The sequence below is a fragment of the Geomonas silvestris genome (genome assembly GCF_014193515.1).
Taxonomy (GTDB): domain Bacteria; phylum Desulfobacterota; class Desulfuromonadia; order Geobacterales; family Geobacteraceae; genus Geomonas; species Geomonas silvestris.
In genome coordinates, this window is the sequence record NZ_BLXX01000003.1 from 375,933 (window position 1) to 389,402 (window position 13,470).

General features: G+C 66.3%; 11 protein-coding genes. 4 read left to right on the plus strand and 7 right to left on the minus strand.

Annotated elements, in window-relative coordinates; genetic code table 11:
* Positions 1-629: 629 nt before the first annotated feature.
* From GMST_RS07980 to GMST_RS07995, 4 genes are all read right to left on the minus strand, one after another.
* Complete coding sequence (locus GMST_RS07980; protein ID WP_183354105.1) at positions 630-3,275, minus strand: PAS domain S-box protein; 2,646 nt, start codon at positions 3,273-3,275, stop codon at positions 630-632.
* A 100-nt stretch (positions 3,276-3,375) separates the two neighbouring features.
* On the minus strand, positions 3,376-5,010 hold the full coding sequence (locus tag GMST_RS07985; RefSeq protein WP_183354106.1) for a methyl-accepting chemotaxis protein: 1,635 nt from the start codon (positions 5,008-5,010) through the stop codon (positions 3,376-3,378).
* A gap of 294 nt (positions 5,011-5,304) precedes the next feature.
* Entirely contained in the window at positions 5,305-6,687 is a 1,383-nt protein-coding gene (locus GMST_RS07990) for a sigma-54-dependent transcriptional regulator (RefSeq protein ID WP_183354107.1), read from the minus strand.
* A 159-nt stretch (positions 6,688-6,846) separates the two neighbouring features.
* Positions 6,847-7,158 (minus strand): hypothetical protein, encoded by a 312-nt coding sequence (locus GMST_RS07995; RefSeq protein WP_183354108.1) that lies wholly within the window; start codon positions 7,156-7,158, stop codon positions 6,847-6,849.
* 337 nt (positions 7,159-7,495) lie between these two features.
* On the opposite strand from GMST_RS07995, the gene GMST_RS08000 reads away from it, so the two are divergent.
* Complete coding sequence (locus GMST_RS08000; RefSeq protein WP_183354109.1) at positions 7,496-9,793, plus strand: nitric-oxide reductase large subunit; 2,298 nt, start codon at positions 7,496-7,498, stop codon at positions 9,791-9,793.
* 110 nt (positions 9,794-9,903) lie between these two features.
* On the opposite strand, the gene GMST_RS08005 is transcribed toward GMST_RS08000, so the two are convergent.
* The 3 genes from GMST_RS08005 to GMST_RS08015 are packed head-to-tail and all read right to left on the minus strand — an operon-like array spanning position 9,904 to position 11,228.
* Positions 9,904-10,419, minus strand: coding sequence for a lipocalin family protein (locus GMST_RS08005; protein WP_183354110.1), 516 nt, complete (start codon positions 10,417-10,419; stop codon positions 9,904-9,906).
* Positions 10,416-10,865, minus strand: coding sequence for a VOC family protein (locus tag GMST_RS08010; RefSeq protein WP_183354111.1), 450 nt, complete (start codon positions 10,863-10,865; stop codon positions 10,416-10,418). The genes GMST_RS08005 and GMST_RS08010 overlap by 4 nt, the downstream gene beginning before the upstream one ends.
* A 12-nt stretch (positions 10,866-10,877) precedes the next feature.
* Entirely contained in the window at positions 10,878-11,228 is a 351-nt protein-coding gene (locus tag GMST_RS08015; protein ID WP_183354112.1) for a hypothetical protein, read from the minus strand.
* 154 nt (positions 11,229-11,382) lie between these two features.
* Here GMST_RS08015 and GMST_RS08020 point away from each other — a divergent pair, with 154 nt between their 5' ends.
* From GMST_RS08020 to GMST_RS08030, 3 genes are all read left to right on the plus strand, one after another.
* Positions 11,383-12,393: a GlxA family transcriptional regulator gene (locus GMST_RS08020; RefSeq protein ID WP_183354113.1), complete on the plus strand. Its 1,011-nt coding sequence runs from the start codon at positions 11,383-11,385 to the stop codon at positions 12,391-12,393.
* Positions 12,390-12,665 carry a DUF2917 domain-containing protein gene (locus GMST_RS08025; protein ID WP_183354114.1) on the plus strand — a complete coding sequence of 92 codons (276 nt, stop codon included), beginning with the start codon at positions 12,390-12,392 and terminating at the stop codon, positions 12,663-12,665. The genes GMST_RS08020 and GMST_RS08025 overlap by 4 nt, the downstream gene beginning before the upstream one ends.
* A gap of 104 nt (positions 12,666-12,769) precedes the next feature.
* Positions 12,770-13,462, plus strand: coding sequence for an aspartate/glutamate racemase family protein (locus GMST_RS08030; protein WP_183354115.1), 693 nt, complete (start codon positions 12,770-12,772; stop codon positions 13,460-13,462).
* Positions 13,463-13,470 lie beyond the last annotated feature (8 nt).

Consider the following 13,470-nt stretch of genomic DNA (forward strand, 5'->3'; position numbering starts at 1 on the left):
TCGCCCGGAGCGCCGGCAGGCGCATAATAACCCCAGTACCAGCCCAGCAGGGTGAAAAGGGTGACGTGGTGCAGGGGGGGCACAGACTGCTGCTGGCGACTCGGTGAGGCGGCAACTTCGTGTAGTTTTCTTTCTGACAAGGGTGGCAGGAGACGGATCAAGACTGGGACTGCTCGGAGGGGGGACTGGCACAGCGAGGCGAGGGCCTCACTCCTCATTAACCGGTGGAGTATAGCCTAAAAAAAAAATTTGCAACAGCCTGTAAAAATGAGCGAGGGGTGCTATATTTACATCAGCTAGCTAGCTGAGAAAGAATCTGGGAAAAAGGAGGTAAATCAACATCGAGGTAACTCCACCGAACAGGATTCTTAAAAACTGAGAGCTGTCCAGCGCCGGTGTCTGAGGACACCGGTACCACCCTTGAAAAGGGAAGACGAACCAACAGCAACAGAGGCCCGCCGAAACTGGCGGGCCTTTCATTTTGTCAGTACTAGAAAAAAGCCCCCGCACTGAGAGTGCGGGAGCCCTGCCCATCTTCTTCCGTTGTGTCCCCATCCCTTCCGGAAACACCACTCCCCCAGTGCCCTTCCTCCCGAGGTACCCGCGGGCCCCTGTTCGGCCGATGCGCCTCAGGCCGCCTCCGCGGTCACCTTCGGAACGGCCTGCAGCACTTCCTCAAGTTCTCTCTCGAAGCGCTCCAGGTATCCGGCGAGCTCCGGCGCCCCCTGGGTGAGGGCCCGCTCCAGGCATCCCGCCGCCTGCTGCAGGGGGACCGCCGCCAAAACACCGGCCACCCCCTTCACCGAGTGCGCGATCAGCGCCGCCCCGGCGAGGTCTCCGCGCTCCCGCTCGGCCGCAAGCCGCGTGGCGCTGTCTCGGTACTCGTCGACGAACCGGTGCAGGAGATCCGCGTAGAGCTCGCGGCTGCCGCCGATCTGGCGGATGCCGCAGACCAGGTCGAGGGCTGGAGATTCCTGGCTGGAGGCGCTCGCGCTGCCGGCCGCCCCCTTAAGCACCTGCTGCGCGATGGTCCGGTTGATCTTATTCTGCTCCACGACCAGTACCCGTTCACCGGCGAAACGGTACTCCGGCACCGGCGGTTCCGCGGCCGGCGCTTCACCCTCGGCCGGGAGGCAGGGAAAACTGAGGGTAAAGCTGCTGCCGACGCCGGGAACGCTTTCACAGCGCAGCTCGCCCCCCATGAGGACACTGAGCGCGCGGCTTATCGCCAGTCCCAGGCCGGTACCGCCCAAGCTGCGGCGCCCCGATCCGTCCGCCTGGCCGAAGGGGTGGAACAGCAGGGGTTGCTCCCGGTCCGGGATGCCGAGCCCGGTGTCGCGGACGGTAAAGCAGACCTGGTCCGGGTCCCCGACCGCGTGCACCAGGGCCCCCTCGAGGCTGACCGAGCCGTGGCGGGTGAACTTCACCGCGTTGGAGAGCAGGTGCCCCAGTACCTGGGAGAGCCTGAGCGGATCCCCCAAGAGGTGCTCGGGAAGCGCCGGGTCGAGACGCAGCTGCAGCTTGAGCCCCTTTTGCCGGGCGTGCGGCTGGAAACGGTCGCCAAGCTCCCTCACCTGGTCCGGGAGGCTGTACTCCACCCTGGCCAGGCCGAGCTGTCCCGCCTCGATCTCGGCGAAATCAAGGATGTCGCTGATGGTACGCAGCAGGGACTCGGCAGAGGAGGTGACACTCTGCAGGTAGCCGGTCTGCTTGGTGGCAAGACGGGTCCCTTCCAGCAGGTGGCAGGAGGCGAGGATGCCATGCAGCGGCGTGCGCAGCTCCTGTCCCACGCTGGCCAGGAAACGGCTCCTGGCTGCGTTGGCCTGCTCGGACTGCTGCGCGAGCCGCCCCACCGACTCCAGGGCATCGCCGAGCTGGCCCCTGGTTGCCTCCAGTTCCACGTTCTTCCGCGACAGCTCCGCCTCGAACCTCTTGCGGGTGCTGATCTCGAGGACCATGCCCGATACCCGTGCCGGAGGACCGGCGAGCCAGCGGGCGTTCACTGCCACCCAGAGGTAGTGCCCGGCGCGATGCCTCAGCCGAACCTCGAGGGCCAGAGGGGCGCGCTCACCGTGGAGCCCGTGCAGGGCCTCCTCCAGCCGCTCCAGGTCTTCCGGGTGGCACAGCGTGCGCCAGAACTCGTAGGGGGTGGCAGGGAGCTCGTCGGGCCGGTAGCCGATCAAGGTGATCCAGCGCTCATCGGGGGAGAGCCGACCGGTCTCCGGGTGCCACTGCCAAAGGGCGCTCCCCGCCGCGACCAGCGCCTGGCCCAACTCCTCCCGGGACTCCCGGGCCGCCGCTTCGGCCTTTTTCAGGGGGCTCAGGTCCTGGTAGATCCCGACCAGGTGGCTCAGCGTTCCATCCGGGGCGAAGAGCGGCGTCACGGTGACCGCCTCGCTGGAGCTGACGCCGCGGGGCCCCTTGCCGGTCCACTCGGAGTGCCAGCTCCGGCCGGCCCGAACGGTATCCCAGAGCTCGCGCTGGTGTTCCGGGGGGAGCCCTTCTGTGCGGAGCATCCCCAGGTTCCCTTTCAAGAGTTCCTGTTCCGGAGCGCCGGCAATGGTCGAGAACGCGGGGTTGGCAAAGAGGATCCCTCCCGCAGCATCGGCGATCACGATCCCCACCGTTGCCGCCTTGAGTGCGGCCTCCTGCACCCTGAGGCGCTCCTCGGTGGCGCGCCGCGCACTGAGGTCGTTGAAGGTGATCAGGACCCCGTCGCAGCTCCCCTCGCGCAGGACCGGGGTGCAGCGGTACTGCACCGGCAGCGCGCTGCCGTCGCCGCGCGTGAAGGAATCCTGGTCGACCTGCCAGCAGCCGGCACCTGCGGCACAGGCCAGGATGGGGCTGTTCTGCGCGGAGTAGGGTGCCGCGTCGGCAGCCGGTTTCAATACGCTTTGATGCAGGTCCTGTCCCAACAGCTCGGCGGCGCTCTGGTAGCCCAGCAGCCTCACTGCCGCGCGGTTTGCAAAGCGGATCCTGCCGGCGAGGTCGGTGCCGATCACCCCGTCGCGCGCCGATTCCAGAAGGAGGTTGGCGTACTCCTCCGCCGCGGCACGCCTGAGCACCTCGTTTTTCAGGTGCCCGAAGATGAGCAGCAGCACCGGGACGCTGGCCAACAGCACCGAGACGATACCGAGGGCGAGGGAGAATTGCTGCTGCCCGACGCTCTCGCGCAGGGGGCCGCGGAAGGTCCCCATCAGGAGAAACGAGAGGAGGCTCATAAGTGCCAGGAGCGTGAGGCTGAAGGCGGCGGTTATCTTGAGGCTGCGAGGCATGGCGGACTCCAGGTGCTCGGAGAGGGGGGGGCTCCCCCCGGGGGGCGTGCGGGCGGGGCCGGTTCGCTTGCCGGCCCCACTGGTGCGGCTCGGGCCTTACTCAGGCGGTGAGGCGGAAGCGGCCGACCAGGGACTGCAGGCCGGTTGCCTGGGCCGCAAGCTGTGCGGCGGCGTCGGCGGTCTCTTCGGCTCCCCTGGCGGTCTGCACCACCACCTCGGTGATCTGCTGGATGTTGCCGGTCACTTCGCCGGTGGTCGCGGTCTGCTCTTCGGCTGCGGTGGCGATCTGGCTCACCTGGAGGGTCGCCTCGTTGATCCGGTTCAGGATGTCCTCCAGGGCGGAACCGGAACGCTGGGCGGCGGCGCTCCCCTTCTCCACCTCGCGTACCCCTTCCTCCATGGCGGCGACGGCGGCGGCGGTCTCCTTCTGGATGGACCTGATCATCCCGGCGATCTCCTTGGTGGCCTTGGTGGTCCGCTCGGCGAGGTTGCGCACCTCGTCGGCTACGACCGCGAAGCCGCGTCCCTGGTCCCCGGCGCGGGCGGCCTCGATCGCCGCGTTCAGTGCCAGGAGGTTCGTCTGGTCCGCGATGTCCTCGATGGTCCCCACGATCTCGCCGATCTGCTGGGAACTGGTCCCCAGCGCCTGCACGGTGTTCGAGGTCTGACGCACCCGCTCGGCGATCATGCTCATTCCGGCGATGGTTTCCTGGACGATGCCCGCGCCGCTGGTCGCGGACTCGGTCGATTTCCTGGAGGCGTCGGCCGCCATGGTGCAGTTGTGCGCGATGTCGGCGCTGGTGGCCGCCATCTCTTCACTGGCGGTGGCTACCGAGCCGACCTGCGCGGCAACCTCTTCCGCGCCGGTGGCGATCTGGTCGCTGGTGGCGTGCAGCTGGGTGGAGGCCGAGGCGATGCTGGACGAGATCTGTACCGTCTGGGCCACCAGGTTCCTGAGGCTTTGCACCATCTCGTTCAGAGCCTTCATGAGCTGGCCGGTCTCGTCGTTGCTGCCGACCTCGACGGTGGCAGTGAGATCGCCTTGGGCGAGCCGGTTTGCCACCTGGACCGCCTGGCCCAGCGGCACGGTGATGGTGCGGGCGATGACGAGGCCAAGTCCCACCGCTAGGAGCGCTCCCAGCACCACCAGGACGACCATCACGGTGCTGGCGCGGTAGGCGACCCGGGCGTTTTCCTGCGAGGTGAGTTTCCCCTGCTCCTCCTTTGAGAGCAGCAGTTTGTCCAGGAGTTCCTGGGTTTTCACGGCAGCTTGCTTGGCGTTGCCTTTGAGCAGTGCCTGGGCCTCGGCCTTGCGCCCCGCCTGGGCCAGGGAGAGCACCTGCTCGCTCATGGTTATGTAGCCGGCGCGGGCCGTGCGGTACTCCTTGAAGGTGCTGCGCCCCTCGTTGCTGATGATGTTCTTCTCGAACTGGTCCGATTTATCCGAGATCTGCTGACGCAGCTTTCCGATGGTGGTGACGTAGTTGGCACGTTCGGCCGGGTTGTCGGTTTCGATGGCGTCGCGCAGGTTGATCCGGATGCGCTGGAACATAACCGCCATGGTGGCCAGGTCGCTGAGCGGTACGGTCACTTTCTCGTAGAGCTTGGTGTCTGCTGCGTCGATCTGCTTAATCTTACTGATGCCGACCGCTCCGACCGCCGTTGCGACCAGTGCGACCAGTATGAACCCGGCGATCAATTTGGTTCCGACTTTGAGATTATTAAAGGCTTTCATGGTGGTATTCCCCCAGGTGTGTGTCGTTTGGGTACGACGTCTTTGCCGTACACCCGTAAAGTAGCATCGGGTATGCCGGAAAGGGGGTTCCTGCGAAATCGGTGAGTTAGTCGCATGGGGCTGCAGCTTGGTGGGTCAGCCGGGAACAGTTGTGCCTGGTGGGCACATCTTTTCGGGGCGGAGCTGCCGGGATCGGAGCCGGCGCGGCCGGCAGCGCCGAGCGGCCGGCAGCGCCAGCCGGGGTGGCGGCACGGGGATAAGGTTCGGGCAAAGAGGGTGGGGGAAACGCTTCGGCTAGCGGTAGAAGGCCTTCCGGCCGATCTTGAGCATCTGGGAGGCCTTGGACTTGTTGCCGCCGCAGCGCTCCAGGGTGAGCGCCAGGATCCGCTCGTTGAGCGCCTCCAGCGAGAGCTCCGCACGCGGCAGGGTGAGCGTGTAGCTCACGGAATCCGAGTCGAGCTGCACCGCGGCGGGGGCGCTCGACCGGGGAGGCACCGCGGAACCCTGGCCGGCCCAGGTGACCTGCTCCGGCTTGATCTCGCCGTCCTCGGTGAGGATGGCGGCGCGCTCCAGGAAGTTGCGCAGTTCGCGCACGTTCCCCGGCCAGGGGTACTCCATAAGCAGCCGCAGGGCGCTCTCGGAGATGCCGGCCAGGGGCTTCCCGAGGTGCTGGCGCAACTGCTCGAAGACGTGCTCGCACAGGATCGGGATGTCCTCGGGGCGCTCGCGCAGGGGGGGGAGCGTCAGGGGGAACACGTTGATCCGGTGGTAGAGGTCCTCGCGGAACTTACCTGCGGCGACCAGTTCCTGGAGGTTGCGGTTGGTGGCCACGATGACCCGACAGGTCGCGCCGATCTGTTCGTTGGAGCCGATTCTCTCGAACACCCGCTCCTGCAGTACCCGCAAGAGCTTGGTCTGCAGGGCAAGGGGCATGTCGCCGATCTCGTCCAAAAGCAGCGTACCGCCGCGGGCCAGGCTGAACTTCCCCTCCCGGTCGCGGTCGGCGCCGGTGAAGGAGCCGCGCAGGTGGCCGAAGAGCTCGCTCTCCAGGAGGTGGTCCGGGATGGCGGCGCAGTTCACCGCCACGAAGGAGTTGGGGAGCCCCTTGCCGGCGAAGTGGATGGCCCGGGCCAGCACCTCCTTGCCGGTGCCGCTCTCCCCGTAGATGGCGACCGTGGTCTGCCGGGCCGGGACCACCTTGGAGGCGAGCCTGAGCACCTCCTTCATGGCAGGGTTCGCCGTGACGATGCTCTGGAAGCTGAAACGCTCCTTGAGCAGGCCGCGGATCTGCTCGTTTTCCCGCACCACGTGGTGGTAGTCCAGGGCGCGCTTGATGGTGAGGTGCAGGTCGTCGGGGTTGTAGGGCTTCTCGACGTAGTCGTAGGCGCCGCGGCGCATCGCCTCGACGGCCCCCTCGACGCTGCCGTTGGTGGTGATGACGATGATGGGAAGTTCCGGGAAGCGCTCGCGCACCCGCTCCATGAGCTCCAGCCCCCCCATCTCGGGCATGATCAGGTCGGTGATCATCAGGTCGACCGGCTGCTCCTCCAAAAGGGCGAGCGCCTCCCGGCCGCTGGCGGCCAGCAGCGGGTGGTATCCCCCCTGGCGCAGGTGGGTCTCCAAAAGGAAGAGGATGATTTGCTGGTCGTCGACGACCAGGATGCGTGGCTCAGGCATGGCTCCCCTCGGGTAGATGACGTAACGTGGGGACCTTATCGGCAGAACGCATGTAAAATTAAGGAGTTTCTGCGGGAAAACCGCGGGGTGGCGCAGCCGGGCAAAAAAAGAGGGCCTGCACGCTGCAGGCCCCCGGTGAGCGGCCCTCCCTGGGGGGGATCAGGCGCCGCTGTTTTCGTTAAGGATCTCCATCAGGTGGTTCGCGTCATCGAGCTGGTTCTGCAGGCGCCTCAGCTCGTCGTTGCTGTAGACGGAGCTCCCCTTGCCGAGCTCGCGGTTGATCCGCTGGATTCTCTGCTGGATGGTATCGGCCTGGTCGCCGCAGTTTCGGGCCATCAGCAGGCATTCGTCCTTGCCGCTTTGCCGATCCTGTCCCATCGTCCCGCTTCCCATATCCGCTGCCAGAACCGGCAGCGCCGAGATCAGGGAAGCTGCGATCACGAGTGTTATTTTAAGAGCGATTCCTTTCATGACGTGCCTCCGCTTGTGGAAGTAAGTGACGTATAGAGTGATTATAGGTAGTCCTGTGCTCTTTGCAAGTGATTTTCTCTATCAAAATCTTACGCTTCCCGATACCTCCAGTCTCTACTGTCAACGGCGCACCGGTCAGTGCCAGTTTTTCGCAGCCGCTTCAGGCGCAATTCTCCTCGCTCATCCAGAAATAATCCGGAGTTGTAGGATTTCCAGCCCGGTCGGTAGGTGCGGTGGAATGGCTCCGTCAGGGATGTGGCAAAAACTCGTCCGTTTCTTTGACATTGGGTAAATGTAATCTATCTTATCTGCTGAACTTTCACCCAAGGAGGCTTTCATGCAGACGACTCGACGTGACATGATCCTCGCACCTGGCTGGCTCCTGACGGCCGTGGTGACGTTCCTGGTCGGCTTTTCGATCCTGGGCTACCTGGCCCTGCGCAACGTGAGCGACAAGCCCCCCGTGCCCCGTGAGGTCCGCTCCGCCGACGGAACCGTCCTCTTCACCAAGGGGGACATCATGGCCGGGCAGCAGCTGTTCCAGAGGTACGGGCTCATGCAGTACGGCACCCTGTTCGGCCACGGGGCCTACCTGGGGCCGGACTTCACGGCGCAGTACCTGCGCACGGCGGGGGAGAAGGCGCTCATCTTCTACTCGCTGCAAGGGGTGCCGCGGGCAGCCGCTGCCGATCGGGTGCGCAGCGAGGCCAAGCAGAACGCCTATAACCCCAACATGGGTGACCTGATCTACACGCCGGCCCAGGCCAGCGCTTACCGTGACATGATCGGCTACTACCGGGACTGGTTCGGCCCCCAGCAGCAGCAACAGGGGCTCAGGCGCCCCTACCTCTCCAACCCCGAGGAGGTGCGCCAGCTCACCTCCTACTTCTCCTGGGCCGCCTGGGTGACCGCAGCCCAGCGCCCCTACACCAACCACTCCTACACCAACAACTGGCCACCCGACGACCTGGCCGGCAACACCCCCACGCCGGGGGCGCTCATGTGGAGCGTCCTGAGCGTGGTGGGGCTCCTCTGCGGTACCGGGCTCATCCTCTTCGTGTTCGGGCGCTACGAGTGGCTCGGCTGGCACAGCGCCGACGACTACGCAGCCGCCGGCCCTCCCCCCGAGGAGGTGCCGCTTACCCCCTCGCAGCGCACCGTGGCCTGGTACTTCCTGGTGGTGTCCGGGCTGTTCCTCCTGCAGGGGCTCCTGGGCGGGGTGAACGCGCACTACCACGTGGAGAGCTCCGGGTTCTACGGCCTCCCCCTGGGGGACATGCTCCCCTACAACCTCTCGCGCATGTGGCACGTGCAGCTCGCCCTGTTCTTCGTCGCCTCGAGCTTCCTCGCCATGGGGATCTTCCTCACCCCGTTCATCGCGGGGAAGGAGCCGCGCCACCAGGACAAGCTTGCCCTGATCCTTTTGGGGGCCCTGGTCGTCGTGGTGCTCGGGAGCCTGGGGGGGGAGGGCGCCAGCCTGCTCGGCATGATCCCCACCAACGGCCCCTGGTTCTGGATCGGCTCGCAGGGGTGGGAATACCTCGACCTGGGGAGGTTCTGGCAGATCCTGCTCACCCTCGGGATGGTGATCTGGCTGGTGATCCTGGTGCGCGGCATGGCCGAACGGCTCAAGGGGGAGCACCCGGGTAACATGCCCTGGCTCTTCATCTACTCCGCGATCTCTATCCCGCTCTTCTACGCCGCGGGGATGCTCTACGGGCGCGGCACCAGCTTCGTGCAGATCGAGTTCTGGCGTTTTTGGGTGGTGCACCTTTGGGTCGAAGACTTCCTGGAACTCTTCACCACCATCATGGTCGCCTACGTATTCCTGCTGCTCGGCGTGGTGCGGGCGAAGGCTGCAACCACCATCATCTACCTGGACATCATCCTCTACTCGATAGGCGGGGTGGTCGGGACCATGCACCACCTCTACTTCTCGGGCACCCCGGAGATCCACATGGCCCTGGGGGCCTGCTTCTCGGCGCTCGAGGTGATCCCGCTGCTGCTTTTGACCTACGAGGCCTGGAAGTTCATGAGGCTCGGCGCGCCGACCGGGAGCTCCATGCTGAGCACCACCGGGGCGGTATTCCCGCACAAGTGGGCGGTCATGTTCCTGATCGCCGTCGGTTTCTGGAACTTCCTGGGCGCCGGGGTCTTCGGCTTCTTGATCAACCTCCCCATCGTGAGCTACTACGAGATCGGCACCCAGTGGACCGCGAACCACGGCCACGGGGCCATGATGGGGGTCTACGGGATGCTCTCCCTGGCCTTTTTCATGTTCGTGGCGCGCTACTTCCTTCCGCTGGACAAGTCGGGGGACCGCGCCATGGCCTGGGCCTTTTGGTGTACCAATCTGGGGCTTGCCTGGATGCTCTTTGTGAACCTTTTCCCGGTCGGGCTCATCCAGCTGAACCAGATCCTCGCCACCTCCTACTGGCAGGGGCGCCAGCCGGAGTTCTACCAGCAGTACCTGGTGCGCATCTTTGAATGGCTGCGCCTTCCCGGCGACGTCCTGTTCATCGTCGGCATCCTCCCGGTGGTCTACCTCGCGGTGCGCATGTTCCTGAACCGCAAGCGGCAGGGGACACCGCCGGCCGTCGCGGCAACGGCAGCCCCCGGCAGCGCGCGGCGCTAGCCAGGCGCTGCAGACGCACAAAAGCCCCACCGGATCCAGTTCGGTGGGGCTTTTCTTTGGGTGCAATCTAAACGCGCTGGTAGCTGTGTTGGAGCCGCGCTGCCTGAATTTCAGGGGGCCTGGTCGTGGCGCACCCGGATCAACCCGCTGGTGGCAAAGCCGAGCGCCGCGGCGCGCTGTACCAGCCGCTGCAGCACCGGGACCTCGAGGTACGGGGTGCGGGAGAGGATCCAGAGGTAGTCGGTGTTCGGCCCACCGACCAGGGCGTAACGGTAGTTTTCGCGGTCGAGCTCGAGCACCAGGTAGGAGCCGTAGAAGGGGCCGAAAAAGGAGACCTTGAGGTACCCCTCATCGGGCGCGCCGGCGAGATAGGCCTTCCCCACCGCCTCCTTCCAGCGCCGCTCCCGGTCGGCGTACCCCCGGTTCACCACGCGCAGCCTGCCGTCCGGACGCAGGGTGTACTCGGCCGTCACGTTGCTGAGCCCCCGCTCGAAAGGGTGGTCCAGCCGCGCCACCTCGTACCAGGTTCCCAGGTAGCGCTCCACCTCGAAGTCCCGCACCGGCTCGCCGGGGAGCGGAGCCGGCTTGCCGAAGAGCCGCAAGAGCCACGAGCCGAGGGCGCTCATACCGCCTCCGGATGCTTCGGGTACTGGGCGAGCTCCAGGAGGATGCCGTCGGGCCCCAGGAAGTACACGAGCTTTTTGCCGGTCGTCTTCCAGGTCTGCACCGGTGACAGGAAGGTCACGCCGGCCGCCGTCAGCCGTGCCACCTCGGCGTCGATATCGTCGACGGCGAAGGCCAGGTGGCGCAGCCCGATCCGGTTCGCCTCGCCGATGCCGGCTTCCGGCGCGGGGCCGTCGGCGAACTCGAGGAGTTCGATGGAGAGCTGCGATCCGGGGTGGTGCAGGGCGCAAAACCGCCCGTTCGCCCCGGGGATGCCGGTCACCCGCCCGAGAAACCCCGAGTCGAGCGGGGCCGCGATCCCTTCCCTAAAGCCGAGCAGCAGGAAGAAGCGGGTCGCCTCCTCGAGGCTGCTCACCACGATGTTCAGATGATCCAGGTGCAACAGCATGTCGTCTCCCCCTTACCAGACCATGACGTGGTCGATGAGGTAGCGTCCCTCCCGCTCGACCACCAGCGCCTCGGCTACGAAATCGCCCGGTACCTTGCTGAACTTCTGCCTCCAGAGTACCGCCACGGCTCCCGGCCGGCGCACCACGGCGACCGGCTCGCGCGAAGCGAAGAACCCCTTCTCCTCTTGGTATTTCCGGCACACGGCCTCCAGATGCTCGGGGGTAACGATGGCCCGGATCCGCTCGGTGAAGTCGCGGGTATGGGCGGCGTGGTCGATCCTGGTTGAGGCCTCCATCAGGTTGTCCATCATCGGGTTCACCAGGGCGAGGACCTCCTGGTCGGTCATCTGCTCGAGGGGCATGGCTTCTCCTAGGCGGTTGCCGGCTGGAACGCCGGACGGCTCCAGCTTCTTTACCACACCGGGGGCGCCAGGGCCAGCGTCCCTTTTCAAAAATGGCAGTATTTGCTTGTTCGTTGTCATTGCGCCTTCCGTGAGTGTGTGTGATGATCTCACCATGAAAACTAACGACCACACCAAAAAAGGAGCGCCGGTTCCCCGCACCGTCGGGATCGTAGCCTACGACGGCGCCGAACTCCTCGATATCACCGGGCCGGTCGAGGTGTTCAACATGCTGAACCGCTGCCTGGGTGCGACCGGCTACCGGGTGGTCCTGCTCGCCGAGCAGGCCGGCCCGCTCGTTTCTGCGGCCGGGATGCGTCTTGTAGCCGATGCCGCCTGGCAGGAGTTCGCCGCCCCGCTGGATACCCTCGTGGTGGTGGGGAGCCCGGACGAGGCGCTGAACCGGGCGCTCGCCGACCGGGCCCTGGTCAACTGGCTGCGGGACGCGCCGCGGCGGGCGCGCCGGGTGGTCTCGGTTTGCACCGGCGCCTTCCTGCTCGCCGAGGCGGGACTTCTGGAGGGGCGGCGCGCCACCACCCACTGGATGGACCTGGAGCGGCTGGAGGCGTCGTATCCCGGGGTGAGCGTGGAAGGGGACGCCATCTACGTGCGGGACGGGGCGGTTGCCACCTCTGCCGGGGTGACCGCCGGGATCGACCTGTCGCTTGCCCTGGTGGAAGAGGACTTCGGCCGGGCCCTGGCCCTCGCGGTGGCGCGACGCCTGGTGATGTACCTGAAGCGCCCGGGAGGGCAGGCGCAGTTCAGTACCCAGCTGCGGGCCCAGATGGTGGAGGGGGGAGCCCTGGCGGGGCTCTTGGCGCGTTTGCGGGAGCAGCCGGCGCGCCAGTACACCGTGCAGGAGCTGGCGCAGCTGGCCGCCATGAGCCCACGCAACTTCGCCCGGGTCTTCGCCCGGGAGACCGGCACGACGCCCGCACGCTACCTGGAGCAGTTGCGCCTGGAGCGGGCCATCGCCCTCCTGGAGCGGGGCGAGCTCCCGATCGGCTGCGTGGCGCAACAAAGCGGTTTCAGCTGCGCCGAGCAGTTCAGGCGCAGCTTTCAAAAGCAGATGGGGGTGAGCCCCGTCGGCTACCGGAAGCGCTTTTTTCCGGAGGAGGTCCCATGAACTACCTGCTCAAGAACAAGGAAGTGCTCACCCTGATAGGGAAGGCCCGGCTGGAGTCGGTCTGGGTCAAATCGGGGCGGGTCTGGCTCACCAAGGAGGGGGACTCTCGGGATTACTGCCTCAGCGCAGGCTCCCGCCTCCCCTTGGGAGGGGCCCGGCTCGTGGTGCTGGAGGCGCTCGAGGATGCGGCGCTGTCGGTTGTGGTGGCGGGTCAGGAGCACTCCGGCGGGGTCCGGCTCACACTGGCGCTCTCCGCGCCAGGGGGGCGCTAGGGACTGTACCCGTGCCGACTGTGCCTTGACAGGTTGCCGGTTCGGGGGCATATGCGGCACAAACGGGGCCTTCAGGGGCCGGCAATCCAAGGGGGAGAACACGCATGAAGACCGTGGGACTTATCGGAGGGATGAGCTGGGAATCGACCATTCCCTACTACCGGCACCTGAACCAGGCGGCTAAAGAGCGGCTGGGCGGGCTCCATTCGGCAAAGATCCTGCTCTTAAGCGTGGACTTCGCCGAGATCGAGGCGCTGCAGCGCGAGGGGGACTGGGACGCGGCGGGGAGGTTTCTGGTCGAGGCGGGGCTCAGGCTTCAGGGGGCCGGCGCGGAGTGCGTCGCCATCTGCACCAACACGATGCACAAGGTGGCGCCCGCCCTGGAGGCGGCTCTTGAGGTCCCCCTCCTGCACATAGCCGACGCCACTGCCCGGGCGATCCGCGCCGCGGGACTGACACGGGTCGGCCTCTTGGGGACCCGCTTCACCATGGAGCAGGAGTTCTACAAGGGGCGGCTCAAGGAGCGCTTCGGGATCGAGGTGCTGGTCCCCGAGCCGGAGGAGCGCGAGCTGGTGCACCAGGTGATCTACGGCGAGCTCTGCCTGGGCGAGATCAAGGAGGCCTCGCGCCTGGCCTTCGAGGGGATCGTCGAGAGGCTCGCCTCCCGCGGGGCGCAGGGGGTGGTGCTCGGGTGCACCGAGATCCCGCTCCTGCTCGATCAGGCCGCTGCACCGGTGCCGCTTTTCGACACCACCGCGCTGCACGCGGGGCTGCTGGCGGACTGGGCGCTTTCCTGAAGCGGTGC